Origin of the sequence: Cellulomonas telluris (assembly GCF_004886325.1) — a bacterium.
GTDB lineage: Bacteria > Actinomycetota > Actinomycetes > Actinomycetales > Cellulomonadaceae > Cellulomonas > Cellulomonas telluris.
Genome location: NZ_QXFN01000004.1, coordinates 297120 through 322694, shown reverse-complemented (window position 1 = coordinate 322694; position 25575 = coordinate 297120). Strand labels below are relative to the sequence as shown.

General features: G+C 74.0%; 21 protein-coding genes. 6 read left to right on the top strand and 15 right to left on the bottom strand.

Going from position 1 to position 25575, the window contains the following annotated elements:
• Positions 1–149: 149 nt before the first annotated feature.
• From scpB to FB586_RS13700, 5 genes are all read right to left on the bottom strand, one after another.
• Positions 150–848: an SMC-Scp complex subunit ScpB gene (scpB, locus tag FB586_RS13720; RefSeq protein WP_136519898.1), complete on the bottom strand. Its 699-nt coding sequence runs from the start codon at positions 846–848 to the stop codon at positions 150–152.
• Positions 845–1858 carry a segregation and condensation protein A gene (locus FB586_RS13715; protein WP_136519897.1) on the bottom strand — a complete coding sequence of 338 codons (1014 nt, stop codon included), beginning with the start codon at positions 1856–1858 and terminating at the stop codon, positions 845–847. The genes scpB and FB586_RS13715 overlap by 4 nt, the downstream gene beginning before the upstream one ends.
• On the bottom strand, positions 1842–2705 hold the full coding sequence (locus FB586_RS13710; protein WP_136519896.1) for a ParA family protein: 864 nt from the start codon (positions 2703–2705) through the stop codon (positions 1842–1844). The genes FB586_RS13715 and FB586_RS13710 overlap by 17 nt, the downstream gene beginning before the upstream one ends.
• Before the next feature lie 113 nt (positions 2706–2818).
• Positions 2819–3760, bottom strand: a complete 942-nt coding sequence (locus FB586_RS13705) for a site-specific tyrosine recombinase XerD (RefSeq protein ID WP_136519895.1) — start codon at positions 3758–3760, stop codon at positions 2819–2821.
• 10 nt (positions 3761–3770) lie between these two features.
• Positions 3771–4790, bottom strand: a complete 1020-nt coding sequence (locus tag FB586_RS13700; RefSeq protein ID WP_246036763.1) for a heme o synthase — start codon at positions 4788–4790, stop codon at positions 3771–3773.
• Positions 4791–5108: 318 nt separating this feature from the next.
• On the opposite strand from FB586_RS13700, the gene tkt reads away from it, so the two are divergent.
• From tkt to pgl, 5 genes are all read left to right on the top strand, one after another.
• Complete coding sequence (gene tkt, locus FB586_RS13695) at positions 5109–7277, top strand: transketolase (RefSeq protein ID WP_136519893.1); 2169 nt, start codon at positions 5109–5111, stop codon at positions 7275–7277.
• An 81-nt stretch (positions 7278–7358) separates the two neighbouring features.
• Complete coding sequence (gene tal, locus FB586_RS13690; protein ID WP_136519892.1) at positions 7359–8486, top strand: transaldolase; 1128 nt, start codon at positions 7359–7361, stop codon at positions 8484–8486.
• Positions 8483–10024 (top strand): glucose-6-phosphate dehydrogenase, encoded by a 1542-nt coding sequence (gene zwf / locus FB586_RS13685; protein ID WP_136519891.1) that lies wholly within the window; start codon positions 8483–8485, stop codon positions 10022–10024. Before tal ends, zwf begins: the two co-directional genes overlap by 4 nt.
• Entirely contained in the window at positions 10021–10938 is a 918-nt protein-coding gene (gene opcA / locus FB586_RS13680) for a glucose-6-phosphate dehydrogenase assembly protein OpcA (protein ID WP_136519890.1), read from the top strand. Before zwf ends, opcA begins: the two co-directional genes overlap by 4 nt.
• Before the next feature lie 87 nt (positions 10939–11025).
• Positions 11026–12507, top strand: a complete 1482-nt coding sequence (gene pgl, locus FB586_RS20270; protein WP_136519889.1) for a 6-phosphogluconolactonase — start codon at positions 11026–11028, stop codon at positions 12505–12507.
• A 135-nt stretch (positions 12508–12642) separates the two neighbouring features.
• Here pgl and FB586_RS13670 read toward each other — a convergent pair whose 3' ends face one another.
• From FB586_RS13670 to uvrC, 9 genes are all read right to left on the bottom strand, one after another.
• A complete protein-coding gene (locus FB586_RS13670) occupies positions 12643–12990 on the bottom strand; it encodes an RNA polymerase-binding protein RbpA (protein WP_136519888.1) in 348 nt (115 codons plus the stop codon).
• A 12-nt stretch (positions 12991–13002) separates the two neighbouring features.
• Positions 13003–13248 carry a preprotein translocase subunit SecG gene (gene secG, locus FB586_RS13665; protein ID WP_136519887.1) on the bottom strand — a complete coding sequence of 82 codons (246 nt, stop codon included), beginning with the start codon at positions 13246–13248 and terminating at the stop codon, positions 13003–13005.
• A gap of 161 nt (positions 13249–13409) precedes the next feature.
• A complete protein-coding gene (gene tpiA, locus FB586_RS13660) occupies positions 13410–14204 on the bottom strand; it encodes a triose-phosphate isomerase (protein ID WP_136519886.1) in 795 nt (264 codons plus the stop codon).
• A 2-nt stretch (positions 14205–14206) separates the two neighbouring features.
• Entirely contained in the window at positions 14207–15406 is a 1200-nt protein-coding gene (locus FB586_RS13655; RefSeq protein WP_136519885.1) for a phosphoglycerate kinase, read from the bottom strand.
• Between the two features lie 165 nt (positions 15407–15571).
• On the bottom strand, positions 15572–16576 hold the full coding sequence (gap, locus tag FB586_RS13650) for a type I glyceraldehyde-3-phosphate dehydrogenase (RefSeq protein ID WP_136519884.1): 1005 nt from the start codon (positions 16574–16576) through the stop codon (positions 15572–15574).
• 259 nt (positions 16577–16835) lie between these two features.
• Complete coding sequence (gene whiA, locus FB586_RS13645; protein WP_136519883.1) at positions 16836–17816, bottom strand: DNA-binding protein WhiA; 981 nt, start codon at positions 17814–17816, stop codon at positions 16836–16838.
• 68 nt (positions 17817–17884) lie between these two features.
• The gene (locus FB586_RS13640; protein ID WP_246036762.1) at positions 17885–18868 is read right to left on the bottom strand and encodes a gluconeogenesis factor YvcK family protein; all 984 of its coding nucleotides are present in this window, start codon (positions 18866–18868) and stop codon (positions 17885–17887) included.
• 8 nt (positions 18869–18876) lie between these two features.
• A complete protein-coding gene (rapZ, locus tag FB586_RS13635; protein ID WP_136519881.1) occupies positions 18877–19818 on the bottom strand; it encodes an RNase adapter RapZ in 942 nt (313 codons plus the stop codon).
• Positions 19815–21941, bottom strand: a complete 2127-nt coding sequence (gene uvrC / locus FB586_RS13630; protein WP_246036761.1) for an excinuclease ABC subunit UvrC — start codon at positions 21939–21941, stop codon at positions 19815–19817. Before uvrC ends, rapZ begins: the two co-directional genes overlap by 4 nt.
• Positions 21942–22007: 66 nt before the next feature.
• On the opposite strand from uvrC, the gene FB586_RS13625 reads away from it, so the two are divergent.
• A complete protein-coding gene (locus FB586_RS13625; RefSeq protein ID WP_136519880.1) occupies positions 22008–22517 on the top strand; it encodes an OsmC family protein in 510 nt (169 codons plus the stop codon).
• A 9-nt stretch (positions 22518–22526) separates the two neighbouring features.
• On the opposite strand, the gene uvrA is transcribed toward FB586_RS13625, so the two are convergent.
• A complete protein-coding gene (gene uvrA / locus FB586_RS13620; protein ID WP_136519879.1) occupies positions 22527–25394 on the bottom strand; it encodes an excinuclease ABC subunit UvrA in 2868 nt (955 codons plus the stop codon).
• Positions 25395–25575: the final 181 nt, after the last annotated feature.

The following is a 25575-nucleotide window of genomic DNA, read 5'->3' as shown; positions in this document are numbered from 1 at the left end:
GGGACGACGCCGGGTCCGCCGCGGCCCGCCGCCGCTCGCACCGCCGCGCCCGGCACCCGGGCGCCCCGCGCCCTGGCCCCGACCACCTCGTGCTCCGCCGCCGCCTGCCGGCGCTCCCCCGCGCCCGCGGTGCCCGCGCCCTCCGCCGCTCATGGTCCGACCTCTCGTCCGTCCGTCGTGTCGACGCCCTCGACCGCCTCGAGATCGGGCAGGTAGGGCGCCAGCGGGGGCAGCTCGTCGAGGCTCGACAGGCCCATCCGCTCCAGGAAGTATCCCGTGGTCCCGTACAGCACGGCACCACTGGTCGGCTCGGTGCCGACCTCCGCGACGAGCCCGCGCGCGCTGAGGGTCCGCATGACGCCGTCCACGTTGACGCCGCGGACCGCCGACACCTGCCCGCGCGTCACCGGCTGGCGGTAGGCCACCACGGCGAGCGTCTCGAGCGCCGCCTGCGTCAGACGTGCCGTCTGGCCGTCGACCACGAAGCGGCCCACGACGTCCCCGTACGCCGAGGCGGAGTAGATCCGCCAGCCCTCGCCCGCGCGCCGCAGCTCGAACCCGCGCGGCCGCCCGCCGTGCTCCCCCCGGTAGTCGGCCGCCAGCTCGTCGAGCAGCGCCTCGACCCGCTCGGTCGGCAGCGCGAGCGCCGTCGCCAGCCGCACGGCCGGGATCGGCTCGTCCGCCACCATGAGCACCGCCTCGAGGGCGCCGAGCGCGCCGCCCGGCAGCGCGTCGACGTCGAAGGCCAGCTCGTCGGGCGCGCCGGCGTCGACGACCGGGTCGACCGGCCGGTCCTCGTCCTGGCGCACCTCGTCCTGGCGCACCCCGGCGCCGTCCTGCTCGCTCATCGGTCACCCTCCCCGTCGCCCGGCGGTGGCCCGCCGATCGCGACCACGTCCGCGTCCGTCACCGCGTCGGCGACCGGCGCGTCCTGCGTCACCTCTCCTGCCGCCCGGTCGAAGTCGTCCGAGACGGTCACGTCACCCTCCGCGCTGCCGGTCCAGCGCACGGTGAGCTCGCCCAGCGGGGCCACCTGGTCGAACGCGACCGCACCCTCGCGGAACAGCTCCAGCAGCGCCAGGAAGCGCACCACGACGACCACCGGCTCGTCCGCGTCCCCCGTGAGCGCGCGGAACGTCGAGGCGCCCTGCTCCCGCAGCCGCGCGACCAGCACGGCAGCCTGCTCGCGCACGCTCACCGGCGGCGCGTGCAGGTGGCTGATGTCGACACCGGGTGGCGGCGGCTTCGGGGCGAGGGCCCGCGCCGCGAGGGCGGCCAGCTGCTCCGGGCCCATCTGCCAGACGAGCTCCGGCAGCAGCGCGGCCAGGTGCGGCTCGAGCTGCACCGAACGCCCGAACCGCCGCGACTCCGCCTCGAGCCGGGCGCCGAGGTCCCCCGCCACGACCTTGTACGCGCGGTACTGCAGCAGCCGCGCGAACAGCAGGTCGCGCGCCTCGAGGAGCTCGAGGTCCTCGGCGTCCTCCACCTGGGCCGACGGCAGCAGGCGGGCGGCCTTGAGGTCCAGCAGCGTCGCCGCGACCACGAGGAACTCGCTGGCCTGCGACAGGTCCCAGTCGCGCCCGCCCTCGGCGGCCGCGCGCTCCGCCGTCCGGATGTGCGCGATGAACTCGTCCGTGACCTTCGCCAGCGCGATCTCGGTGATGTCGAGCTTGTGCTTGGCGATCAGGCCGAGCAGCAGGTCGAACGGGCCGCTGAAGACGTCGAGGTGCACCTCGAAGGCGTGCGCGCCGGCGGGCGTCGCAGCGCCGGCGGCGTCGACCGGGCCGGCGCCCGGCGCGACGGCGCCGCCCGGCGCCCCCTGGTCCGTGACGGCGGCGCCGTCAGGCGGCGTCGCCACGCGCCACGAGCTCCCGCGCGAGCTGGCGGTACGCCGTCGCACCGGCGTGCGTCGGGGCGTAGACCGTGATCGGCTCGGCAGCCACCGTCGCGTCGGGGAACTTCACCGTGCGCCCGATCACCGTGTGCAGGAGCGTGTCGCCGAACGCCTCGTGGACGCGGGCGACGACCTCGCGGGCGTGCAGCGTCCGCGAGTCGTACATCGTGGCGAGGATCCCGTCGACCTCGAGCCGCGGGTTGAGGCGGTCCCGGACCTTCTCGATCGTCTCGACGAGCAGCGCGACGCCGCGCAGCGCGAAGAACTCGCACTCGAGCGGGATCAGCACGCCGTGCGCAGCGGTCAGCGCGTTCACCGTGAGCAGGCCGAGGGACGGCTGGCAGTCGACGAGCACGACGTCGTACTCGTCGAGCACGGGCCGCAGCACGCGGCTGAGCACCGACTCGCGGGCGACCTCGCCGACGAGCTGGACCTCGGCGGCCGACAGGTCGATGTTCGCCGGCAGCAGGTCCAGGCCGGCGACGGCGGTCGGCCGGATCATCGCGTGGATGTCCGCGTCCCGCTCCATGAGCAGGTTGTAGACGGTGCGCTCGAGCTCGTGCGGGCTGATGCCCAGCCCCACCGACGCCGCTCCCTGGGGGTCGAAGTCGACGATGAGCACCCGTCGCCCGTACTCGGCGAGCGCGGCGGCCAGGTTGATGGTGGTCGTGGTCTTGCCCACGCCGCCCTTCTGGTTGCACATCGCGATGACGCGCGCGGGCCCGTGCGACGCGAGCGGCGCCGGGACGGGGAAGTCGGGCAGCGGGCGCCCCACCGCGTCGAGCTGCTGCTCGGTCGTCTCCTGGCTCATCAGCTCACCTTGCTCCCCTGCGCCCGCTCCGGGCTCACCTCGCGGGACAACCTACCCGAGGCGGGCACGGCCGCTGCGACGACCCTCCGCAGCGCGTGCGCACGTGGTCGACGTCACCGCGCGCGTGGGTGGCTTGCGGCGTACACCTCGCGCAGCGTGTCCGGCGTGACCATCGTGTAGACCTGCGTCGTCGTGACGGACGCGTGGCCGAGCAGCTCCTGGACGACGCGCACGTCGGCGCCGCCGGCGAGCAGGTGCGTGGCGAACGAGTGCCGCAGGGTGTGGGGCGAGACGTGGTCCGCCCCGTCGAGCCCGGCGCGCTCCGCGGCCGTCCGCAGCACCGCCCACGCCGACTGGCGGCTGAGCCGGGCGCCGCGGGTGTTGAGGAACACCGCGGACGTGCCACGCCCTCCGGCCGCCAGCGCGGGCCGTGCGCGCACGAGGTACGCCTCGACCGCCTCCGCCGCGAACGAGCCGACCGGCACGACGCGCTCCTTGCTCCCCTTGCCCAGCAGCCGGACCGCGGCCCGGCCCGGCGTCAGGTCCAGGTCGTCGACGTCGAGGCCGACGGCCTCGGAGATGCGCGCACCCGTGGAGTAGACCAGCTCGAGCAGCGCGCGGTCGCGCAGCGGGACGGGTCCGTCGCCGAGGCCGGCGGCGTCGATGAGGCGCTCGACCGCCTCGACCGAGATCGCCTTGGGCAGCCGCTTCGGCTGCGCGGGGGGCCGCACCTGCGCGGCCGCGTCGGTCGCCGCGAGGCCGTCGAGCGCGAGGAACCGGTGCCAGCCCCGCAGCGCGACGACGCTGCGGGCGGCGGACGCCGGGGACAGCGGCGCACGTCCGTCCGAGCCGCTGCGCAGGACGAGCACGTAGTCCTCGACGTCCCGCTCGGTGATGTCGCCCGGGGCGGTCCGGCCCGACGCGCGCAGGTGCTCGACGTACCGGGTGAGGTCGCGGCGGTAGGCGGCGAGCGTGTGCGGGGCGAGACCGCGCTCGACCGTCAGGTGGGCGAGGTACCCCTCGAGGGCGGTCGTGAGGGCGTCGGCGCCGGGCACGGCCGCGGCGTCAGAGCGGGAGGAACACGTCCACCGCGATCGCGACCGACAGCAGCGTCAGGTACGTGATCGACCCGTGGAACACCGACATGGCCTTCAGGGGACCCCGCTGCGGGTCCTGCGCGCGGCGCAGCAGCGTGACGCACGACCAGAGGAACCAGACGCCCAGGGCGGCCGCCACGAGGGCGTAGACCCACGTCATGCCGGCCACCGGCACCAGCAGCAGCGAGCAGGCGATCATCGCGAGCGTGTACGCGATCATCTCCCAGGCGACGCGCGTGTCCTTCGCGACGACGGGGAGCATCGGCACGCCGGCGGCGGCGTAGTCGCGGCGGAACTTCATCGACAGGGGCCAGTAGTGCGGCGGCGTCCAGAAGAAGACGACGCCGAACAGCAGCAGCGCCGACCAGGACACCCCGCCCGTGACGGCCGACCACCCGATCACCACCGGCATGCAGCCGGCGGCACCGCCCCACACGATGTTCTGCGGCGTGCGCCGCTTGAGGATCATCGTGTAGCCGACGACGTAGATGGCGATCGCGGCGCCGGTGAACAGCGCGGACGCCGGGTTCACGGCGAACCACAGCCAGGCGAGCGACACGACGCCGAGGACGGACCCGAACACGAGCGCCGCGCGCGGGGTGATCCGGCCCGTGACGATCGGACGGCGACGGGTGCGGTTCATGACCGCGTCGATGTCGCGGTCGAGGTACTGGTTCAGCGTGTTCGCCGCACCGGCCGCGCCCGCACCGCCGACGAGCGTGGCGACGACGAGGCCGAACGGCGGGAACCCGCCCGCGGCCAGGAACATCGTCGGGATCGTCGTGACGAGCAGGAGCTCGATCACGCGCGGCTTCGTCAGCGCGACGTAGGGACCCACGGTCCACCGGAGGCGGGCCAGGGCGCCGCGCGGCGGCGGCCCGCCCACCGTGCGCACCTCCCCCGCTGCCGCCGTCGACGCAGCGGCCTCCTCGTGCGCCACGGGGGCGACGTCGGGGCTCGCGTCGAGGGACGGGCTGGTGAGGCGCACGCGCAGGGGTATCCGTTCGTGAGCGGGGGCGGGCACCGCCATGGTACGTCCCCGCCGCGCGCGAGGGGCGGAGGGCCCGCAGGCCGCGGCCCCACCCGGGGGTGACGTGCGTCGCAGACCGGGGCGACGACGAGCCGGAAAGCGCTTGCCCACTGAATGGACCGCCAGCGCGCGCCGCAGGCCGTGCGCTATAGGCTCGACGCGCAGGACTGCCCGTCCGACGACGTGACGGGACACGCCCCGGACGCCGCCAACCGTGCACGCCCGGGTCACGCTCGACAGCGACGTCCCGTTCGCACGGGGCGGGAATGAGGTGTGGTGAACGCGAAGGCTCCTCTGGCCTCGGCGGTCGGCTGGTCGGATCTGGACGTGCGGGCGGTGGACACCGTGCGCGTCCTCGCCGCGGACGCGGTGGAGAAGGTGGGCAACGGCCACCCGGGCACGGCGATCAGCCTCGCCCCGGTCGCGTACCTGCTCTACCAGAACGTCCTGCAGCACGACCCGACCGACCCGCACTGGCTCGGCCGCGACCGCTTCGTCCTGTCCGCCGGGCACTCGAGCCTGACGCAGTACATCCAGCTCTACCTCGGCGGCTTCGGCCTCGAGATCGAGGACCTCGCGGCTCTGCGCACGTGGGGCTCGAAGACCCCGGGCCACCCCGAGTTCCGGCACACCGCGGGCGTCGAGATCACGACGGGGCCCCTCGGCCAGGGCCTCGCGTCCGCGGTCGGCTTCGCGATGGCGGCCCGGCGCGAGCGCGGCCTCCTCGACCCCGAGGCGGCGCCCGGCACCAGCCCGTTCGACCACCACGTCTACGTCATCGCCTCCGACGGCGACCTGCAGGAGGGCGTGACGAGCGAGGCGAGCTCGATCGCCGGCACGCAGGAGCTCGGCAACCTCGTCGTGCTGTGGGACGACAACCACATCTCGATCGAGGGCGACACCCAGATCGCGTTCACCGAGGACGTCGTCGCCCGCTACGAGGCGTACGGGTGGCACGTGCAGTCGGTCGACTGGACCGCCGGCGGCGAGTACCGCGAGGACGTCGACGCGCTGCACGCGGCGATCGAGGCCGCGAAGGCCGTCACCGACAAGCCGTCCTTCATCCGGGTCCGCACGCTCATCGCGTGGCCGACGCCGGGCAAGACGGACGACCACTCCTCGCACGGCTCGAAGCTCGGCGGCGACGCCGTGCGCGGCCTCAAGGAGCTGCTGGGCTTCGACCCGGAGAAGTCGTTCGACGTCGCCCCGGAGGTCCTCGCGCACACCCGCTCCCTCGCCGACCGCGCCGCCAAGGCGCGTGCCGCCTGGCAGGAGAAGTTCGACGCGTGGGCGGAGGCGAACCCCGAGCGCAAGGCCCTGCTCGACCGCCTCCGCGCCGACGAGCTGCCCGAGGGCTGGGCCGACGCGCTGCCGACGTTCGAGGCCGGCAAGGCCGTGGCCACCCGCCAGGCGTCCGGCCAGGTCCTGTCCGCGCTCGCGCCCGTGCTGCCCGAGCTGTGGGGCGGCTCCGCCGACCTCGCCGGCTCGAACAACACGACGATGAAGGGCGAGCCGTCCTTCATCCCCGCCAAGCGCTCCACGCACGAGTTCGCCGGCGACCAGTACGGCCGCACGCTGCACTTCGGCATCCGCGAGCACGCGATGGGCTCGATCCTGTCGGGCATCCGCCTGCACGGGCTCACCCGTCCCTACGGCGGCACGTTCTTCACGTTCTCGGACTACATGCGCGGCGCCGTGCGTCTCGCGGCCCTCATGGGCGTGAACGTCACCTACGTGTGGACGCACGACTCCATCGGCCTCGGCGAGGACGGCCCGACGCACCAGCCCGTCGAGCACCTCACCGCCGTGCGCGCCATCCCCGGCCTCGCGGTCGTCCGTCCCGCGGACGCCAACGAGACCGCCCAGGCGTGGAAGGCGATCCTCGAGCGCACGGACGGCCCTGCCGCCCTCGTGCTCACGCGCCAGAACGTCCCGACGTTCCCGCGCGGCGAGGAGGGCTTCGCGTCCGCCGAGGGCGTGGCCCGCGGTGCGTACGTGCTGCTCGACGCGTCGGACGGCGAGCCGGAGGTCGTCCTGATCGCCACCGGCTCCGAGGTCCAGCTCGCCGTCGAGGCGCGGACCGCGCTCGAGGAGTCGGGCGTCCCGACGCGGGTCGTCTCGGCGCCCTGCCTCGAGTGGTTCGCGGAGCAGGACGAGGCGTACCGCGAGTCCGTGCTGCCGTCCGCCGTGCGCGCCCGCGTCTCGGTCGAGGCCGGCATCGCGCTGTCGTGGCACAAGATCGTCGGCGACGCCGGCCGCAGCGTCTCGCTCGAGCACTACGGCGCGTCGGCGGACTTCCAGACGCTGTACCGCGAGTTCGGCCTGACGGCGGAGGCCGTCGTCGACGCGGCCCGCGAGTCGCTCGCCGCGGCGCGCGGCGACGCGGCTCCCGCCGCCACGGGCGCCGCACCCAACCAGTCCGGCACGGGCGACCTGCCCGCCTGACACCCGGCGCGGCGGGCCGTCCCAGCACGGCCCGCCGCGCCCGCACGCGCACGCATCCGTCGTGGGACAAGGGGAACGACCATGGCAAGCACCACCCTGCACCAGCTGCGCGAGGCCGGCGTCGCCGTCTGGCTCGACGACCTCTCGCGCGAGCTGATCCGCTCGGGCGACCTGGGCCGGCTGCTCGAGCGCGGCGTCGTCGGCGTGACCACCAACCCGACGATCTTCGCCTCGGCCCTCGCCAAGGGGAACGCCTACGACGAGCAGCTGCGCGAGCTCGCCGCCGCCGGCGCCTCCGTCGACGAGGCCGTCGGGCAGATCACCACGGACGACGTCCGCGAGGCCTGCGACGTGCTGCGGCCGGTCTACGACGCCACGCAGGGCGTGGACGGGCGCGTCTCCCTCGAGGTCGACCCCCGGCTCGCCCGCGACACCGAGGGGACGCTCGCGTCCGCGCGCACCCTCTGGGCGACGGTCGACCGGCCCAACCTGTTCATCAAGATCCCCGCGACGGTCGAGGGGCTGCCCGCGATCGCCGGGGCGCTCGCCGAGGGGATCAGCGTCAACGTGACGCTCATCTTCTCGCTCGAGCGGTATCGCGCGGTCATGGACGCGTTCGCCGAGGGCCTGGAGCGCGCACAGGCGGCGGGCATCGACCTCGCGCCGATCGGCTCGGTCGCCTCGTTCTTCGTCTCGCGCGTCGACGCCGCGATCGACCCCCGTCTCGACGAGATCGGCACGGCCGAGGCCGACGAGCTGCGCGGCAAGGCGGCGCTCGCCAACGCCCGCGTCGCGTACGGCGCCTACGAGGAGTTCGTCGCGAGCGAGCGCTGGCAGGCGCTCGCGGCGGCCGGTGCGCGCCCGCAGCGGCCGCTCTGGGCGTCGACGGGCGTCAAGGACCCGCGCTACCCCGACACGCTGTACGTCGAGGACCTCGTCGTCCGCGGCTCGGTCAACACCATGCCCGGCAAGACGCTCGAGGCCGTCGCGGACCACGGCGTGCTGCGCGGCGACACCGTCACCGGCCTGCAGGACGCCTCCGCGGCGCTGCTCGACCGGCTGCGTGACCTCGGCATCGACATCGACGAGGTGACCCAGCAGCTCGAGGTCGAGGGGCTGGACAAGTTCGAGGCGTCCTGGGGCGAGCTGCTCGAGACGGTCGAGAACGGGCTGCGCGACGCCGCGCCCGCCGCGGGCAGCGAGCGGTGAGCCCGGCCCGGGTGGAGGCGGGGCACAACCCGCTGCGCGACCCGCGCGACCGGCGCCTGCCGCGGATCGCGGGGCCGAGCGGCCTCGTCATCTTCGGCGTCACGGGCGACCTCGCCCGCAAGAAGCTCATGCCGGCGGTGTACGACCTGACGAACCGCGGCCTGCTGCCCCCGGGTTTCGCGCTCACCGGCTTCGCCCGGCGTGACTGGGAGACGCAGGACTTCGAGCAGGTCGTCCACGACGCCGTCAAGCAGTACGCCCGCACGCCCTTCCGCGAGGCGACCTGGCGGCAGCTCGCCGAGGGCATCCGCTTCGTGCAGGGCACGTTCGACGACGACGACGCGTTCGACCGGCTGCGCGACACCGTCGAGGAGCTCGACGTGTCCCGCGGCACGGGCGGCAACCACGCGTTCTACCTGTCGGTGCCGCCGAGCTCGTTCCCGGTGGTCTGCAAGCAGCTCGCGCGGTCGGGTCTGTCGCAGCCGCAGGACGGCACGTGGCGCCGCGTCGTCATCGAGAAGCCGTTCGGACACGACCTGCAGTCGGCGCGCGAACTGAACGACATCGTCTCGTCGGTCTTCCGGCCCGACGACATCTTCCGGATCGACCACTACCTCGGCAAGGAGACGGTCCAGAACCTGCTCGCGCTGCGGTTCGCGAACCAGCTGTTCGAGCCGATCTGGAACGGCAACTACGTCGACCACGTGCAGATCACGATGGCCGAGGACATCGGCATCGGCGGCCGCGCCGGGTACTACGACGGCATCGGCGCCGCGCGCGACGTCATCCAGAACCACCTGCTGCAGCTCCTCGCCCTCACGGCGATGGAGGAGCCGGTCTCGTTCGACGCGGCGGCCCTGCGGGCCGAGAAGACGAAGGTCCTCTCGGCCGTCCGGCTGCCCGCCGACCTCGCCCGCCACACGGCCCGCGGTCAGTACACCGCCGGCTGGCAGGGCGGCGAGAAGGTCATCGGCTACGCCGAGGAGGAGGGCTTCAACCCCGACTCGACGACCGAGACGTACGCCGCGATCCGCGTCGACATCGACACGCGACGCTGGGCCGGGGTGCCGTTCTACCTGCGCACCGGCAAGCGCCTGGGGCGCCGGGTCACCGAGATCGCCGTCGTGTTCAAGCGGGCCCCGCACCTGCCGTTCGAGTCGACGGCGACCGAGGAGCTCGGCAAGAACGCGCTCGTCATCCGGGTCCAGCCGGACGAGGGCGTCACGCTGCGGTTCGGCGCGAAGGTGCCGGGCACGCAGATGGAGGTCCGGGACGTCACGATGGACTTCGGTTACGGCCACGCCTTCACCGAGTCCTCCCCGGAGGCGTACGAGCGGCTGATCCTCGACGTGCTGCTCGGCGACCCGCCGCTGTTCCCGCAGCACGAGGAGGTCGAGCTCTCCTGGAAGATCCTCGACCCGATCACCGAGTTCTGGGCGTCGCAGGGCAAGCCCGACGAGTACCGCGCCGGGACGTGGGGGCCGGCGTCGGCCGACGAGATGATGGCCCGTGACGGGCGCGCCTGGAGGCTGCCGTGATCATCGACATGCCCGACACGACCACCCGGGACATCAACAAGCGGCTCATCGACGAGCGCGAGCAGGGCGGCGCGGTCGCGCTCGGCCGGGTGCTCACGCTCATCATCGACGTCGGCGCGCACGACCCGGAGGAGGCGATCGCGGCGGCCAACGAGGCCAGCCACGAGCACCCGTGCCGGATCGTCGTGCTCGCGGAGCGCCCCGACGAGCGCTCCACCGTGCTCGACGCGCAGATCCGCCTGGGCGGGGACGCCGGGGCCAGCGAGGTCGTCGTGCTGCGTCCCTCCGGCGGCGTGCTGTCCCACCTGGACACGCTCGTCATGCCGCTGCTGCTCCCGGACGCGCCGATCGTCGCCTGGTGGCCGTACGACGTGCCCGAGAACCCCTCGGAGCACCCGTTCGGCCGGATGGCGCAGCGGCGCATCACCGACACGAGCCAGACCGCGGACGCCGGAGCGGCACTGCGCCGGCTCGCCGCCGTGTACCAGGACGGGGACACCGACCTCGCCTGGACCCGCGCGACCCTGTGGCGCGGGCTCATCGCGGCGACGCTCGAGCAGCCCCCGTTCGAGCCGGTCCGGCGTGCGGTCGTCATCGGCGAGAGCACGCACCCGTCGGTCGACCTCATGGCCGCGTGGCTCGCCCAGGCGCTCGACTGCCCCGTCGAGGTCGAGCGCGTCCCCGGCGCACCGGCCATCACGCAGGTGAAGCTGGTGCGCGAGTCGGGCGACATCGTGCTCGACCGGCCGGACGGCAAGACGGCCGCCCTGCGCCAGCCCGACCAGCCCGAGCACCGCATCGCGCTGCCGATCCGCCAGCTGCGCGAGTGCCTCGTCGAGGAGCTGCGCCGCCTCGACGCCGACGAGGTGTACGGCGAGGTCCTGCAGAAGGGTCTCGCCCGCATCCAGGCCTGACCCGACGGACCGCGGGGCCGGACGCCGCACGGCGTCCGGCCCCGCGGCGCACGCACACCCGCTCCCGCACCACCGGAAGGGACCACCGTGAGCACGCACGCCTCCCCCGACGTCGTCGTCCACCCGGATGCGGAGGTGCTCGCGGCGGCGACCGCGGCGCGACTCCTCACCCGCCTCGTCGACCTGCAGTCGCACCGCGCCCCGCTGCACGTGGTCCTCACCGGCGGCACCGTCGGGATCGCCACGCTGCGCGCCGTCGCCGCGAGTCCCGCCCGCGACGCCGTCGACTGGTCGCAGGTGCACCTGTGGTGGGGCGACGAGCGCTTCCTGCCCGACGGCGACCCGGAGCGCAACGAGACCCAGGCGCGCGAGGCCCTCCTCGACGCCCTCGGCGAGGCGCTGCCGGCGCAGAACGTGCACCCGGTGCCGCCGCTGTCCGACGACGTCCCGGACGTCGACGCGGCTGCGCGCGCGTACCGCGCCGAGCTCGGCGCCCACGCCCCCGACGGCCTGCGCGCGCCCGTGCCCGACGTCCTCCTGCTCGGCGTCGGCCCCGACGGGCACGTCGCCTCCCTGTTCCCCGGCAAGCAGACCGTCCACGAGCAGCGCGACCTCGTCGTGGCCGAGCACGACTCCCCCAAGCCCCCGCCCGAGCGCGTCTCGCTGACCTTCCCGGTCATCCGGTCCGCGCGCGAGGTCTGGCTCGTCGCCGCAGGGGCGGAGAAGGCGCCGGCGGTGGCCCGCGCCCTCGCCGGCGACGACGTCACCGGCACGCCCGCCGCCGGCGCGCAGGGCACCGAGCGCACGCTGTGGCTGGTCGACGTGGCGGCCGCGCAGGACCTGCCGGCCGCGGACGCCGCCGCACCGGCCTCTCCGCACCCGGTCGAGACCGCTCCCGGCTCGGCCGACCTGGCGGAGCTCTGGGCGCGCGTGGACGACTACACGCGCGTCGTCGTGGCGGAGCCCGACGAGGCGGCAGCCGTCGCGGCAGCCGCCGCGCAGGCGGGACTGCCGGACATCGCCGTCTCCCCCCACCAGGGCCGTCTCCTCGAGCTCCTCGCCCGCGCCGTGGACGCGCGACGGGTCCTCGAGATCGGCACGCTCGGCGGCTACAGCACGTGGTGGCTCGCCCAGGCCGTCCCCTCCGACGGCTCGGTCGTCACCCTCGAGCTGAGCGAGGCCCACGCAGCCGTCGCCCGCGCGTCCCTCGACGCCGCGGGCGTCGGCGACCGGGTCGACGTCCGCGTCGGGCCGGCCCTCGAGAGCCTCGACGCCCTCGTGCGGGACGGCGCGGGGCCGTTCGACCTCGTCTTCGTCGACGCGGACAAGCAGCAGCTCGCGGCCTACACGGACCGGGCGGTCGCGCTCAGCCGACCGGGCACCCTCGTCGTGGTCGACAACGTCGTCCGCCGCGGCGGCGTCGTCGAGGCCGACCACCCCGACGAGCGGGTGCAGGGGGTGCGGACCTTCGTCGAGCAGCTCGCGCGGGACCCGCGCGTCGACGCCACGCTGCTGCAGACCGTCGGCAGCAAGGGCTACGACGGCTTCGCCCTGCTGCGGGTGCGCTGACGCCGCCACGCTCGGCCTCGCCGCCGCGAACGCGACGACGCCCCGGTCCCCGGGCTCCTGCGAGCCGGGGGAACCGGGGCGTCGTGCGTCGTCCGTCGGCGCGGCGTCAGCGGACGCCCGCCGCGCAGACCTGCGTCAGCGGCCGCGACGGGCGCGGAGCGCGGCGAGGGCCTCGTCGAGGATCGCGGCGCCGTCCTCGTCGCTGCGCCGCTCCTTCACGTACGCGAGGTGCGTCTTGTACGGCTCGTTCTTCGTGGGGGACGGCGGGTTCTCCGGGTCCTGCCCCGCCGGGAAGCCGCAGCGCGGGCAGTCCCAGGTCTCGGGCGCCTCGGCCGCCGCCTCCTCCGCGAAGCTCGGCCGGGTCTCGTGGCCGTTCGCGCACCAGTACGAGATCCAGATGCGGGGCGCCGCGTCGCCGCGTTCCGCCTCGCCCATGGGCCCGGCCCCGACCCGCGACCCCCTGATCGCGCTCCCGCTCGCCATGTCCGATCCCTCTCAGTCCGAGAACTTCTCGATGAGCCCGAGCAGGACGATCACGACCGTCCACACCAGGGCGACCGACACCGTGATGCGGTTGAGGTTGCGCTCGGCGACGCCCGACGAGCCCGCGCTGGCGGTGATGCCGCCGCCGAACATGTCGGACAGGCCGCCGCCCTTGCCCTTGTGCAGCAGCACGAGAGGGACCAGCAGGAGGCTGGTGAGCACCAGCAGCACCTGGAGAGAGATTCGCAGGGCAGTCACGTCGGTGGGCTTCCTCAGCTCGGTGGTCGTGGTGCGGGTGCGTGCCGCCGGGTGGCGACGGTGCGCAGACCGCGGTACAGGGTAGGCGACGCGGGGCGGTGCGAGCCAGCACCGCCCCGCGCCGGGTGCGCGCCGTGTCGCGGCGCGCCGGGGTCGTGCGGTCAGCCGACCTGGTGCGACTGGTACCGGACGATCTTCGCGAACTCCTCGGGGTCGAGGCTCGCCCCGCCCACGAGGGCGCCGTCGACGTCGGGCTTCGTCATGATCGACGCGACGTTGGACGACTTCACCGAGCCGCCGTACAGCACCCGCACCGCGTCCGCGGTCGCCTGGTCGTACAGCTCCGCGACGCGGCCGCGGATGGCGCCGCACAGCTCCTGCGCGTCCTCCGGAGTCGCCGTCTCGCCCGTGCCGATCGCCCAGACGGGCTCGTAGGCGATGACCAGCCCGGCCACCTGCTCGGCGGTCAGGCCCTCGAGCGCGCCGTCGACCTGCGCGAGCGTGTGCGGGACGTGCTCGCCGGCCTTGCGGACCTCGAGCGGCTCGCCGACGCACAGGATCGGCACGAGGCCCGCCCCGAGCGCGGACCTCACCTTGGCGTTGACCAGGGCGTCGTCCTCGTGGTGGTACTGCCGGCGCTCCGAGTGCCCGACGGCCACGTACGTGCAGCCGAGCTTGCTGAGGAACAGCGGGGAGATCTCCCCCGTGTACGCGCCGGACTCGTGCGCCGACACGTCCTGCGCGCCGTAGACGATCTCGAGCTTGTCCGCGTCGACCAGCGTCTGCACGCTGCGCAGGTCGGTGAACGGCGGCAGGATCGCGACCTCCACGGACCCGAAGTCGTGCTTCGCGTCCTTGAGCGTCCACGCCAGCTTCTGCAGCGTGTGCGTCGCCTGGTGGTGGTCCAGGTTCATCTTCCAGTTGCCCGCCATGAGCGGGGTACGGCTCTGCGCCACGGTCAGTCCTCCAGCACTGCGATGCCCGGGAGGGTCTTGCCCTCGAGGAACTCCAGCGACGCGCCGCCGCCGGTGGAGATGTGGCCGAAGTCGGCCTCGTCGAACCCGAGCGTGCGCACGGCGGCCGCCGAGTCGCCGCCGCCGACGATCGTGAAGCCGCCGGCCCGGCCCGCGTCCACGAGCGCCTGCGCGACCGCACGCGTGCCGGCCGCGAACGCCTCGAACTCGAACACGCCCGCCGGGCCGTTCCAGACGACCGTCTTCGCGTCCACGATCTTCGACGCGAACAGCTCCGCGGAGCGCGGGCCGATGTCGAGGCCCATCTGGTCCTCGGGGATCGCGTCGACGTCGACGACCGTCGCCGGGGCGTCGGCCTTGAACTCGGGCGCGACCACGACGTCGACCGGCAGGACGATCTCGACGCCGCGCTCGGCGGCCGTGGCGAGGTAGCCCTTCACGGTCTCGATCTGGTCCTCCTCGAGCAGGCTCTTGCCCACCGCGTGGCCCTGCGCCGCGAGGAACGTGAACAGCATGCCGCCGCCGATGAGCAGGCGGTCGGCCTTGCCGATGAGGTTCTCGATGACGCCGAGCTTGTCGGAGACCTTCGAGCCACCGAGCACGACGACGTACGGCCGCGCCGGGTCCTCCGTGGCCTTGCGCAGCGACTCGACCTCCTTGAGGACGAGCTGGCCGACCGCGTGCGGGAGGCGCTGCGCGACGTCGTAGACCGACGCCTGCTTGCGGTGCACGACGCCGAAGCCGTCGGACACGTAGGCGTCCACGAGGGACGCGAGCTCGTCGGCCAGCGCACCGCGCTCGGCCTCGTCCTTGGACGTCTCGCGGGCGTCGAAGCGCACGTTCTCGAGCAGGGCGAGCTGCCCGTCCTCGAGGCCGGCGACGGTCGCCTTCGCGGACTCCCCCACGAGGTCGTCGGCGAGGGCCACCGGCTGGCCGAGCAGCTCGCCGAGGCGCTCCGCGACGGGCGCGAGCGAGTACTTGGCCTCCGGCGCGCCCTTCGGGCGGCCCAGGTGGGCCACGACGACGACGCGCGCGCCCTTGCCGAGCAGCGCCTGCAGCGTCGGGAGCGCGGCGCGGATGCGGCCGTCGTCGGTGATGGTCGTGCCGTCGAGCGGCACGTTGAAGTCGGAGCGGACGAGCACGCGCTTGCCGCGCAGGTCGCCCAGGTCGTCGATGGTCTTCATGGTCTCCTACCTCGCTGCCGCCGGGCGGTGCCGGCGGCCAGGTGCACGGCCCCGGCGGCGCCGGGGGCTCGGGGCGTACGGCCCCGGACACGGCAGCGTCCGCGTGCGCCGGGCCGGTGGCCTCGGCGCACGCGGACGCATGGACTGCCTACGGACGCGTCGACGTCAGAGACGGTCGCCCACGTACTCCGTGAGCTTGACGAGGGAGTTCGAGTAGCCCCACTCGTTGTCGTACCAGGAGACGACCTTCACCTGGTCGCCGATCACCTTCGTGAGCTTCGAGTCGAAGATGCTCTGGTGCGGGTCCGTCACGATGTCCGAGGACACGATCTCGTCCTCGACGTAGGACAGGACACCCTTGAGCGGGCCCTCCGCGGCGGCCTTCACCGCGGCGTTGACCTCGTCGACCGTGACCTCGCGCGAGGCGGTGAAGGTCAGGTCCGTCGCCGAGCCGGTGATCGTCGGCACGCGGAGCGCGTAGCCGTCGAGCTTGCCCTTGAGCTCGGGCAGGACGAGCGACACGGCCTTGGCGGCACCCGTCGACGTCGGGACGATGTTCTGCGCGGCGGCGCGGGCGCGACGCAGGTCGCGGTGCGGGCCGTCCTGCAGGTTCTGGTCGCCCGTGTAGGCGTGGATCGTCGTCATGAGGCCACGCTCGATGCCGATCGAGTCGTTGAGGGCCTTGGCGAGCGGCGCGAGGCAGTTCGTCGTGCAGGACGCGTTGGAGATGATGTGCTGCGTCGCGGGGTCGTACTGCTCGTGGTTCACCCCGACGACGAACGTGCCGTCCTCGTTCTTGGCGGGCGCGGAGATGATGACCTTCTTCGCGCCGGCCTCGATGTGCGCCTTGGCCTTCTCGGCGTCCGTGAAGAAGCCGGTGGACTCGATGACGATGTCCGCGCCGAGCTCGCCCCAGGGCAGGTCGGCCGGGTTGCGCTCGGCGAGCGCACGGATCGCCTTGCCGTCGACGATGATGTTCTCGTCGTCGAACTCCACGCTCAGCGGGAAGCGGCCCAGGACCGTGTCGTACTTGAGCAGGTGGGCCAGGGTCTTGTTGTCCGTCAGGTCGTTGACCCCGACGATCTCGATGTCGGCCCCCGAGGCCACGATGGCGCGGTAGAAGTTGCGCCCGATGCGGCCGAAGCCGTTGATGCCGACCTTGATGGTCACTTGCCCTCCTCGGCACGCGCCGAGCAGAGCCCGGCGCACACAGTTGGTGTCGGTCACGCACGCCGCTGTGCGTCCCGGTCGCGGGCCCGCAGCGTCCCCGGGACGTTGCCCAGCGTGTTGCGCGCGCGTTGCGATCGGATGACCCGAGCCTATACCCCGTGGCTCAGGTCACGCCCATGACGTTGGTCCGCCACCCCACCCGTTCGCATGCTGGACGATCGCCCGGGTACCCGGGGCCGCCGGGCGGCCCGCACCGGGCTCAGAGGTCGAGCAGGTCCGGGCTGAGCCCCGCCTCGGTGTCCGGCACACCGAGCTCCGCGGCCCGACGGTCGGCGGTGGCCAGCAGCCGCCGGATCCGCCCGGCGACGGCGTCCTTCGTCAGCGGCGGGTCGGCCAGACGCCCCAGCTCCTCGAGCGACGCCTCCTTGTGCGCGAGCCGCAGCTCGCCCGCCTGGCGCAGGTGGTCGGGCAGGTCCTCGCCGAGGATCTCGAAGGCGCGCTCCACCCGGGCCCCCGCGGCGACCGCGGCGCGCGCCGAGCGGCGCAGGTTCGCGTCGTCGAAGTTGGCCAGCCGGTTGGCGGTGCCACGCACCTCGCGGCGCACGCGCCGCTCCTCCCAGACCAGCAGCGTGTCGTGCGCGCCGAGACGGGCGAGCATCGCGCCGATCGCGTCGCCGTCGCGGATCACGACCCGGTCGACGCCGCGCACGTCCCGGGCCTTCGCGGCCACGCCGAGCCGACGCGCCGCGCCGACGAGCGCGAGCGCCGCCTCCGGGCCGGGGCAGGTGACCTCGAGCGCCGAGGACCGACCGGGCTCCGTCAGGGAGCCGTGCGCGAGGAACGCCCCGCGCCACGCGGCCTCCGCCTCGCCGAGCCCCGCCGAGACCACCTGCGGCGGCAGGCCGCGCACCGGACGCCCGCGGTTGTCGAGCAGGCCCGTCTGGCGTGCCAGCGACTCCCCGTCCTTGACGACGCGCACGACGTACCGGGAGCCGCGCCGCAGGCCGCCGCCGGAGACGACGATGATGTCGCTCTCGTGGCCGTACACCTCCGCGATCGCCTGCCGCAGACGCCGGGCGGCGATGCCGGTGTCGAGCTCGGCCTCGATGACGATCCGACCGGAGATGATGTGCAGGCCGCCGGCGAACCGGAGCGTCGCCGAGATCTCCGCCTTCCGGCACGAGACCTTGTCCACCTTGAGGCGGGCCAGCTCGTCCTTCACCTGTGCCGTCAACGCCATGCCGTCATCCTGCCATTGCCGGACACCTGTCCGTGGCGCCCTCGGGCGGTTGCCGGATGCCCCGTGCGTCACCCGGATGCGCGCGTGCCCACGTCCCCCAGGTAGCCCTCGACGACGTCGCGCAGCGCCGCCGCCAGGCGCAGCGGGTCGTGCACGGCCCGCTGGTCGCCCCGGCTCACCTGGCGCACGAGGAGGCGGCTGCCCAGCTCGGAGCAGAAGTCGGCGAGGGCGGACACGTCGTCCACCGAGGCCGGGTCGGCCACGACGGCGTGCACGGGCAGCTCGGGGGCGTGCGCGCGCAGGACGTCCAGGTGGTCCGCCGGGCGCATCCCCGCGGTCTCCCCCTCCTCCGGGCTGAGGTTGAGGATGACGACGATCCGGGCCTGCGTCTCGAGCAGCGCCGCGCGCAGCTCCGGTACGAGCAGGTGCGGCAGCACGGACGTGTACCAGGAGCCCGGCCCGAGCACGACCCAGTCCGCGGCACGGACCGCGGCCACGGCCTCGGCGCACGCGGGGGGTGTCGGCGGGTCCAGCCGCACGTGCTCGATCGGGTCGACGGTGCGGGCGACGTGGCTCTGCCCGACGACCACGTCGAGCGCCCCGCCCGGCCGGCGCACGTCGGCCTCGATGCGCAGCGGCACCGACGCCATCGGCAGGACGCGGCCGCGCGCACCGAGGAGCTGCCCCACCAGGTCGAGCCCGCCGACCGTGTCGCCCAGCAGCTCCCACAGCGCGACGATCAGCAGGTTGCCGACCGCGTGGTGGTCCAGCGGCCCGTCGGAGGTGAACCGGTGCTGGAGCAGGTCGCGCCACGTGCGTCCCCAGTCCGAGTCGTCCGTGAGCGCCGAGAGCGCCATGCGCAGGTCACCCGGCGGCAGGACGCCCAGCTCGTCCCGCAGCCGACCCGACGAGCCGCCGTCGTCCGCCACCGTCACGACCGCCGTGATGCGGTCCGTCATGAGCCGCAGCGCCGAGAGGGACGCCGACAGCCCGTGCCCGCCGCCCAGCGCCACGAACGCGGGGCGGGCGGGGTCCCGACGTCGCGGCGGCACCGCGCCGGTCACTCCTTGCCCAGGTCGCGCGCCGTGACCTGGACGCGGTGCCCGCGGGCCCGCAGGCGTGCCGCGAGCGCCTCGCTGATGGCGACCGACCGGTGCTTGCCGCCCGTGCACCCGACGGCGATGGTGACGTAGCGCTTCTCCTCCTGCAGGTACCCGGCGAGCACGGGCTCGAGCGCGTCCACGTACCGGTCGACGAACGTCACCGCGCCCGGCAGGCCGAGCACGTAGTCGCGCACCGGTGCGTCCCGCCCCGACAGGTGCCGCAGCTCGGTGATCCAGTACGGGTTGGACAGGAAGCGCACGTCGACGACGTGGTCGGCGTCGAGCGGCAGCCCGTACTTGAACCCGAACGACAGGACCGACACGTGGAGCACGTCCTCGCCGGGGCCGCTGACGGCGGCCCGGACCTCGCGCGCGAGGTCGTGCACGTTCAGCTCGGAGGTGTCGATGACGACGTCGGCCTGCTCGCGCAGCTCCGCCAGGACCGACCGCTCGAGCCCGATGCCGTCGAGGATGCGTCCCTCGCCCTGGAGCGGGTGGGGGCGGCGCACCTGCTCGAACCGGCGCACGAGGACCTCGTCGGAGGACTCGAGGAAGAGGACCCGCACGTCGACGCCGCTGCTGCGCAGCTGCTCCAGCACGCCCGTCAGCGCCGCGAAGTACTCGCGCCCGCGCACGTCGATGACCGCGGCCAGCCGCCGCGCCCCCGACCCGACGGGACCGCTCGTGAGCATGCCGACCAGGTGCGTGAGCATCTGGGCGGGCAGGTTGTCGACGACGTACCAGCCCAGGTCCTCCAGCACCGCCGCGGCGCGCGTGCGTCCCGCGCCGGACATGCCGGTGATGACGAGGACCTGCGGCTGGTCGAGGACGGGCGCCTCGGCCGCGGCCTCGAGCGCGGGGATGCCGGAAGGGACGGTGATGGGCGACGGCTCGCTCATGCCCCCAGGATGCCAGCCCGGTCGGCGACCGGCTCCGGGGACCCGCCGTCGCGCTCCTCGGGCACCGCGGTCTCCCCCGGCACCGCCGCCTGCGCCGGCCCGGCCGCCTCCTGCGCGCCCTCCGCCGCGCGGGCGTCGCCGGCGCCGGACGCGGCCCCCGTGGCCGGTCCGCCGCCCAGCGCGGCCACGACCGCCTCCGCGGTCCTGGCGCCCATCCCCGGGACCGTGGCGATCTCCTCCGCGGACGCGGCCCGCAGCCGCTTCACCGAGCCGAAGTGGCGCAGCAGGGCCGCCTTGCGGGCCGGGCCGAGCCCGGGCACGTCGTCGAGCACGGACGCCGTCATCCCCTTGCTGCGGCGCTTGCGGTGCGCCGAGATCGCGAACCGGTGCGCCTCGTCGCGGACGCGCTGCAGCAGGTACAGGCCCTCGGAGCTGCGCTGCAGGATCACCGGGTACTCCTCCCCCGGCACCCACACCTCCTCCAGCCGCTTCGCCAGCCCGCACAGCGCCACGTCGTCGACGCCGAGCTCGGCGAGCGCAGCCGCCGCGGCCGCGACCTGCGGCGGACCGCCGTCGACGACGACGAGGTTCGGCGGGTACGCGAACCGCGCCGGCCGCCCCGTCTCGGCGTCGACCGCGCCGTTGCGGGGCCCGTCGTCGTCCTCGCCGTCCCCGAGGTCGGGGTCGCCGAGCTGCGACCGCTCCGCCAGGTAGCGCCGGAACCGCCGCGTGATGACCTCGTGCATCGCCGCGGTGTCGTCGCGCGCGCCCTGGCCCTCGGGACCGCGGACGCTGAACAGGCGGTACTCGCTCTTGCGGGCGAGCCCGTCCTCGAACACGACCATCGACGCCGACTGGTAAGTGCCCTGGTTGTGGGACACGTCGTAGCACTCGATCCGCAGCGGCGCGGTCGGCAGGTCCAGGGCCTCCTGGATCTCGCGCAGCGCCTGGCTGCGGGTCGTCAGGTCGCCGGCCCGGCGCGTGCGGTGCAGCGCGAGGGCGTGCTCGGCGTTGCGCAGGACCGTGCGCGCGAGCTCCGCCTTGTCCCCGCGCTGGGGCACGCGCACCTGCACGCGGGCGCCGCGCAGGCCCGTCAGCCACGTCTGCACCTGGTCGAGGTTCGCCGGCAGCACGGGCACCAGCACCTCGCGGGGGACGGCGCCGGTGCCGGCACCGTCGGAGGCGCCCTCCCCGCCGTACACCTGCTGCAGCAGGTGCTCCACGAGCTCCTCGTCGCCGAGGTCCTCGACCTTCTCCACCACCCAGCCGCGCTGGCCGCGGATGCGGCCGCCACGCACGTGGAACACCTGGACGGCGGCCTCGAGCTCGTCGCCCGCCATCGCGAAGATGTCGGCGTCCGTGCCGTCGGAGAGCACGACGGCGTTGCGCTCGGTGGCCTTCTCGAGCGTCGCGACGTCGTCGCGCAGCCGGGCCGCCCGCTCGAAGTCGAGCTCGGCCGCGGCCTCCTTCATGCGCTGCGTGAGCCGGCGCGTGAAGCGGGCCGTGTCGCCCGCCATGAAGTCGCAGAAGTCCTGGGCGAGCTGGTGGTGGTCGTCCGTGGAGATGCGCCCGACGCACGGCGCCGAGCACTTGTCGATGTACCCCAGCAGACACGGCCGCCCCTGCTGACGGGCGCGCTTGAACACACCGGCCGAGCAGGTGCGCACCGGGAAGACGCGCAGCAGCAGGTCGACGGTCTCGCGGATCGCCCAGGCGTGGGCGTAGGGGCCGAAGTAGCGGGTGCCGGGGCGCTTGGCGCCGCGCATGACCTGGACGCGGGGCACCTCGTCGGCCATCGTCACGGCGAGGTACGGGTACGACTTGTCGTCCCGGTACTTCACGTTGAAGCGGGGGTCGAACTCCTTGATCCAGGAGTACTCGAGCGCGAGGGCCTCGACCTCGGTGCCGACGACCGTCCACTGCACCGACGCCGCCGTCGTGACCATCTGCTGGGTGCGCGGGTGCAGGTGCGCGATGTCCTGGAAGTAGCTGTTGAGGCGGTTGCGCAGGCTCTTCGCCTTGCCGACGTAGATGACCCGGCCGTGCTCGTCGCGGAACCGGTACACCCCGGGGGCGTCGGGGATCTCCCCCGGCGCGGGGCGGTAGGTGGCGGGATCGGCCATGTGTTCGAGCCTAGTTCGCCCCGCTGACAGCACCCGTGCCAGGGGCGCCGCTCGTAGTGTGACGTCATGCCGCCCGTGCACACCTACAGCGTCGACCTCGAGTGGACCGGCGCCGGTGCCGCCGGCACCGCCTCCTACACGTCGTACGGACGGGAGCACGAGCTCTCGGCCCCGGGCAAGGCCGTGCTGCTCGGGTCGTCGGACCCCGCCTTCCGCGGCGACCGGTCACGGTGGTCGCCGGAGGACCTGCTGGTCGCCGCGCTCGCGCAGTGCCACATGCTGTGGTTCCTGCACCTGGCGGCGCAGCGCGGCGTCGTGGTGCTCGGCTACGCCGACCAGCCCACCGGCACGATGCGCGTCGAGGCCGCGGGGCACGGGCAGTTCACCGAGGTCGTGCTCCGCCCGCGCGTGCGGGTCCTCGCCGACGCCGTGCTGCCCGACGGGGAGCCGGTCACCGACGCCGTGCTCGCCGAGCTGCACGTCGCCGCGCACCAGCACTGCTTCATCGCCCGCTCGGTGAACTTCCCCGTGCGGCACGAGCCGGCACCGCTGACACGGGGCGTGCCTGCGCGCTGACCGCCGGGATCAGGCCCCGACGGCCACCGGCTCGCGCTCGACGTCCAGCACCTCGGCGAGGAACCGGCCGGTGTGGCTGGCCGGCACGGTGGCGACGTGCTCGGGCGTGCCCTCGGCCACGACGGTGCCGCCGCCGTTGCCGCCCTCGGGACCCATGTCGATCACCCAGTCGGCGTTCTTGATGACGTCGAGGTTGTGCTCGATGACGATCACCGAGTTGCCCTTGTCGACCAGCGACTGCAGGACGCCGAGGAGCTTGCGGATGTCCTCGAAGTGCAGGCCCGTGGTCGGCTCGTCGAGGACGTAGACGGTGCGGCCCGTCGACCGGCGCTGCAGCTCCGCGGCGAGCTTGACGCGCTGCGCCTCGCCGCCGGACAGGGTCGGCGCCGGCTGCCCCAGCCGCACGTACCCGAGCCCCACGTCCACGAGCGTGCGCAGGTGCCGCGAGATGGCCGGGACGGCGGCGAAGAACTCGGCCGCCTCCGCGATGGGCATGTCGAGCACGTCGGCGACGGTCTTGCCCTTGAAGTGCACCTCGAGGGTCTCGCGGTTGTACCGCGCGCCGTGGCACACCTCGCACGGCACGTACACGTCCGGCAGGAAGTTCATCTCGATCTTCAGGGTGCCGTCGCCGGAGCACGCCTCGCAGCGCCCGCCCTTGACGTTGAACGAGAAGCGCCCGGGCGTGTACCCGCGGACCTTCGCCTCGGAGGTCTCGGCGAACAGCCGGCGGACGTGGTCCCACACGCCGGTGTAGGTCGCGGGGTTCGACCGCGGCGTGCGCCCGATCGGCCCCTGGTCGACGTGCACGACCTTGTCGAGGTGCTCGAGCCCCGTGACGCGCTTGTGCCGTCCGGCGACCTGGCGGGCGCCGTTGAGCTCGTTCGCCATCACCGTGTAGAGGATCGAGTTCACGAGGGTCGACTTGCCCGAGCCCGAGACGCCGGTCACCGCCGTCAGCGTGCCCAGGGGGAACGACACGTCCACGCCCTTGAGGTTGTGCTCGCGCGCACCCACGACCGTGACCTGCCGCGTGGGGTCGACGGGCCGGCGCGTCGCCGGCGTGCCGATCGCGCGGCGACCGGACAGGTAGGCGCCGGTGACGGACTCGCGCGCCTCCAGCAGGCCCTGCAGGTCCCCGGAGTGCACGACGCGGCCGCCGTGCTCGCCGGCGCCCGGGCCGATGTCGACGACCCAGTCCGCCGTGCGGATCGTGTCCTCGTCGTGCTCCACGACGATGAGCGTGTTGCCGAGGTCGCGCAGGCGCGTGAGCGTCTCGATGAGCCGGCGGTTGTCGCGCTGGTGCAGGCCGATCGACGGCTCGTCGAGGACGTACAGCACGCCCACGAGGCCGGACCCGATCTGCGTCGCGAGCCGGATGCGCTGCGCCTCGCCGCCCGAGAGCGTGCCCGCCGGGCGCGACAGCGAGAGGTAGTCCAGGCCGACGTCGAGCAGGAAGCCCAGACGTGCCTGGATCTCCTTGAGCACCTGGGCCGCGATCGCCCGCTCGCGCTCGCCCAGCTCGAGGGCGTCGAGGAACTCGCGGGCCTCGTCGATGGGGAGGTCGCACACGTCGGCGATCGACTTGCCGCCGACACGCACGGCGAGGACCTCCGGCTTGAGCCGGGCGCCCCGGCAGACGGGGCACGGGACCTCGCGCATGTAGGCCTCGTACTTCTCCTTGCTCCACTCCGACTCGGTCTCGGAGTGGCGCCGCTGGAGGAAGGTGATGACGCCCTCGAAGCCGGTCGAGTAGGTGCGCTCGCGCCCCCACCGGTTCTTGTAGCGGACCTTCACCTCGTGGTTCTGCCCGTGCAGGACCGCGTCCTTCGCGCGCTTGGGCAGCGCGCGCCACGGGGTGTCCATCGAGAAGCCCATGTCCTGCGCGAGCGCGGTCAGGACGCGCGTGAAGTACTCGGACGACACCTGCGCCCACGGCGCGATGGCGCCCTGCGCCAGCGAGAGCTCGTCGTCCGGGACCACCAGGTCGGGGTCGACCTCGAGCCGCGACCCGATGCCGGTGCACTCGGGGCACGCGCCGTAGGGCGCGTTGAAGGAGAACGTCCGGGGCTCGATCTCCTCGAGCGTGAGGACGTGGTCGTTCGGGCAGGCACGGTTCTCGGAGAACCGGCGCTCCCGCTCCGGGTCGTCGGCGTCGGCGTCGACGAGCTCGACGACGAGCAGGCCGCCGGCCAGCTGCAGCGCGGTCTCGACGGAGTCCGTGAGCCGGCGCTGCACGCCCTCGCGCGAGACGAGGCGGTCGACGACCACGTCGATGTCGTGCTTGAGCTTCTTCTCCAGCGTCGGGGGCGCGCTCAGCTGGACGACCTCGCCGTCGACCCGCGCGCGGGAGAAGCCCTTGCCCTGCAGCTCGCGGAACAGGTCGGCGTACTCGCCCTTGCGGCCGCGCACGACGGGTGCCAGCACCTGGTAGCGCGTGCCCTCGGGCAGCTCCAGGAGGCGGTCCACGATCTGCTGCGGCGTCTGCGCGGTCACCCGCTCGCCGCACACCGGGCAGTACTGCGTGCCCGCACGGGCGAAGAGCAGGCGCAGGTAGTCGTAGACCTCGGTGATCGTGCCGACGGTCGACCGGGGGTTGCGGTTGGTCGACTTCTGGTCGATGGAGACGGCCGGGGACAGCCCCTCGATGAAGTCGACGTCCGGCTTGTCCATCTGCCCGAGGAACTGGCGGGCGTACGCGGACAGCGACTCCACGTACCGGCGCTGGCCCTCGGCGAAGATCGTGTCGAACGCGAGCGAGGACTTGCCGGACCCCGACAGGCCCGTGAACGCGATCAGGGCGTCACGGGGCAGGTCGAGGTCGACGTTCCGCAGGTTGTGCTCCCGGGCACCGCGGACCACCAGGCGATCGTTCACAGCGGACGAGTCTACGTCCGGCCACCGACAATCGCACACGTGTTCGACGTCACGCCGACCAGCCCGGCGCGCGTGCCCGCGGCCGGGCGGCCATGCTGGGCGGGACGACCAGCGCGCCGCCCGTCCCGGCGCTCGTCCTGACGGGCGGGAGGCGGCGGCGCACAGCCGGGCGACGGCCGGC